Origin of the sequence: Blautia hansenii (assembly GCF_013304445.1) — a bacterium.
In the GTDB taxonomy this organism is placed as follows: domain Bacteria; phylum Bacillota; class Clostridia; order Lachnospirales; family Lachnospiraceae; genus Blautia.
On the sequence record NZ_JAAITA010000049.1, the window covers coordinates 1 to 2,812 of the forward strand.

Below are 2,812 nucleotides of genomic sequence, written 5' to 3' on the forward strand. Positions count from 1 at the left end.
AGTAAACGCAAAATAGCAAGTACCTGTTCAAAATCATCCAATGTGAGATAATAGACTCATCACTACAAAGTCCAAATAGTTTAGTACTCAACTTTTTAGACTTTATCACAGGAGGTGAGTCATGAAATCTCACACAAGTTTAGTTGCACAGCAAACCCGTCTGAGTGAATGGGCTGATCTGGTCAGAGACTGTCAAAACCGTCCGCAAGGAATGAAGATCGATGAATGGTGTCAGCTGCACGACATTACAAAAGCGAGTTACTACTGGAGACTCCGAAAAGTCCGTGAGGCTTACCTGGAAACTGCGGAGCAGACACAAACATTTGTAGAAGTTCCTTCTCCTGCAATCCATCCCGTAAATATGACATCGGAGCATAAAATCGCTGCCGTGATCAGAGGTAGAAACCACCTTACTTTGGAAATCACGGAACAGGCATCTGCCTCATTTCTAAAAACACTTTTGGGAGTGATCAGCAATGCTCAATGATGGCTCTGGGTTCAAAAAAGTGTATCTGGCCACCGGATTTACAGATCTGCGCAGAGGAATTGATGGCTTAGCCAGGATTATACGTTTTCAGTTCCAGTTGGATCCTTACGATAAGAATACATTATTCTTATTTTGTGGCAAACGCACAGATCGCATAAAAGGGCTTATCTGGGAAGGAGACGGGTTTCTCCTTCTGTACAAGCGGATTGAAAACGGGAACTTCCGATGGCCTCGCACACAGGAGGAAGCTCTGGAGATCAGCACAGACCAGTATCGAATGTTGATGCAGGGTCTGGAAATCGTTGCCAGACATCCAATAGAAGAAGTTCCTGATCCTGAATTCTCCTTGTGATTTGTGCAAAACGCAGAAAATAAAATCATTTTCATCCATGTCAGGTTATCCTGTGCGATATAAAATTTAAAGTTATTCACATTCTGAAAGTTTTCTGTGAGTTTCTATATACTCCGGATCCCAAAACTTTTCAGATTGTGGATAACAGTCATAAATATCTGAAATTCAGGCTTTTATTCTCAGGTATTCATGACTGTTATCCACCGTCAAAATGACGAAGGTGACAGAATTCAAAAATAGCCAAAAACCGTTGGTTCTGCTATAATAGCACTCAGGAAAGTGAGGTTTAGTTATGGCAGTTAAGTATACGAAGGAACAATTAAATAGTGTTGATAAGCCGTTTCTTATCCAGCTTCTTTTACAACAGCAGGAGCAATTGGAAGCCATAACAAAGGAACTTCACGCATCGAATGAAAAAATGCAGCTCCTGATGGAACAGGTAATCCTTGGTAAGCAGAACCGTTTTGGCAGGTCTTCTGAAAAAATGGAAGATACCAGCCAGATCTGTTTTCGTGAAGTAGACGGAACGATTATCTTTTTCAATGAAGCGGAAGCTGTCTGTGATCTTAATGCAGCAGAGCCTGATGCTCTGGAACTGAAGTCTCCAAAGCAGCCGAAGCGTAAAGGAAAGAAAGAGGCTGATCTTTCCGGGCTTCCGGTCAGACGGATTGACCATTATCTGTCCGAAGAGGAATTGGAAGCGGAATTCGGTGTCAGGGGATGGAAGCAGTTACCGGATGCCATTTCCAGAAAATATCATTTCGTACCTGCGAAGGCAGAAGTGGAAGAACATCACATCGGTGTGTATGCCAGCAAAACAGATGAACACATGGTGAAAGCAGACCATCCAAAGGCGTTACTGCATGGGAGTCTGGTATCACCATCTCTGGGTGCTGCGATCATCAATGGAAAATATGTGAACGCAGTTCCTCTCTATCGATTGGAGCAGGAATTCCAGCGTTATGGTCTGCAGATCACAAGGCAGAATATGGCAAACTGGTGCATACGTTTGGCAGAGGAATATCTATCAATCCTTTATGATTATCTTCATAAAGAATTGTATTTCTACCACGTCATCCAGGCAGACGAGACGCCGGTGCTTGTAAACCATGACGGACGCAAAGCCGGGAGCAAAAGCTGGATGTGGGTATACCGTTCCGGGCATTTGTATCAAAAACGGCAGATTGTCCTGTATGAATACCAGCAAACGAGAAATGCATCCCATCCACGGGAATTCCTAAAAGGGTACGACGGCATCTGTGTAACAGACGGTTACCAGGTCTACCATACTTTAGAAAAAGAGTTGGAAGAACTGACCATTGCCGGATGCTGGGTGCACTGTCGCCGCAGATTTGATGAAGCCTTAAAGCTGGTTCCGAAATCCTGTCAAAAGGAATCCAATGCATTTCTTCTGATGAAACAGATTCAGGCAATCTATCGGGAAGAAGGGAAGCTGAAGGACCTTTCTTCTGATGAACGGCTTAAGCAACGGCAGGCGGTTATCAAACCACTTGTGGATGCGTTTTTTGCGTACCTAAAAACTATAAATGTGTCCAAGAAAGATAAATTTGGTGATGCTGTTGGCTATGCACTGAATCAGGAAAAATATCTCCGGGTATTTCTCACAGATGGAGATGTTCCGATTGATAATAATGCATCCGAAAGGGCAATCCGGGGTTTCTGTATCGGAAAGAAGAACTGGCAGATGATCGATACGATTCATGGAGCCAAATCTTCCGCAATCATTTACAGTATTGTAGAAACTGCAAAAGCCAATAATCTGAAACCTTTTGATTATGTGCAGCATCTCCTGGAAGAGATTCCGAAACACATGAATGATAAGGATTGTTCTTTTCTGGAAGATCTTCTGCCCTGGTCAGGAAAACTTCCGGCAGGGATCCGCAAAGCTTAAATATCGGTGGCTGCAAAGCAGCCGCCTAAAAATGTCAAGGTACTCGCTATTTTGCGTTTAC

General features: G+C 43.4%; 3 protein-coding genes. All 3 read left to right on the plus strand.

Translation table 11 applies throughout. The annotated features are described in order from the left end of the window. Window positions 1–121: 121 nt before the first annotated feature. Window positions 122–487 (plus strand): IS66 family insertion sequence element accessory protein TnpB, encoded by a 366-nt coding sequence (locus G5A70_RS15380; protein ID WP_173750322.1) that lies wholly within the window; start codon window positions 122–124, stop codon window positions 485–487. Continuing rightward, complete coding sequence (tnpB, locus tag G5A70_RS15385; RefSeq protein ID WP_173750323.1) at window positions 477–839, plus strand: IS66 family insertion sequence element accessory protein TnpB; 363 nt, start codon at window positions 477–479, stop codon at window positions 837–839. The genes G5A70_RS15380 and tnpB overlap by 11 nt, the downstream gene beginning before the upstream one ends. Window positions 840–1,131: 292 nt before the next feature. Then, window positions 1,132–2,751, plus strand: coding sequence for an IS66 family transposase (gene tnpC, locus G5A70_RS15390; protein WP_173750324.1), 1,620 nt, complete (start codon window positions 1,132–1,134; stop codon window positions 2,749–2,751). The last annotated feature ends 61 nt before the right edge of the window (window positions 2,752–2,812 follow it).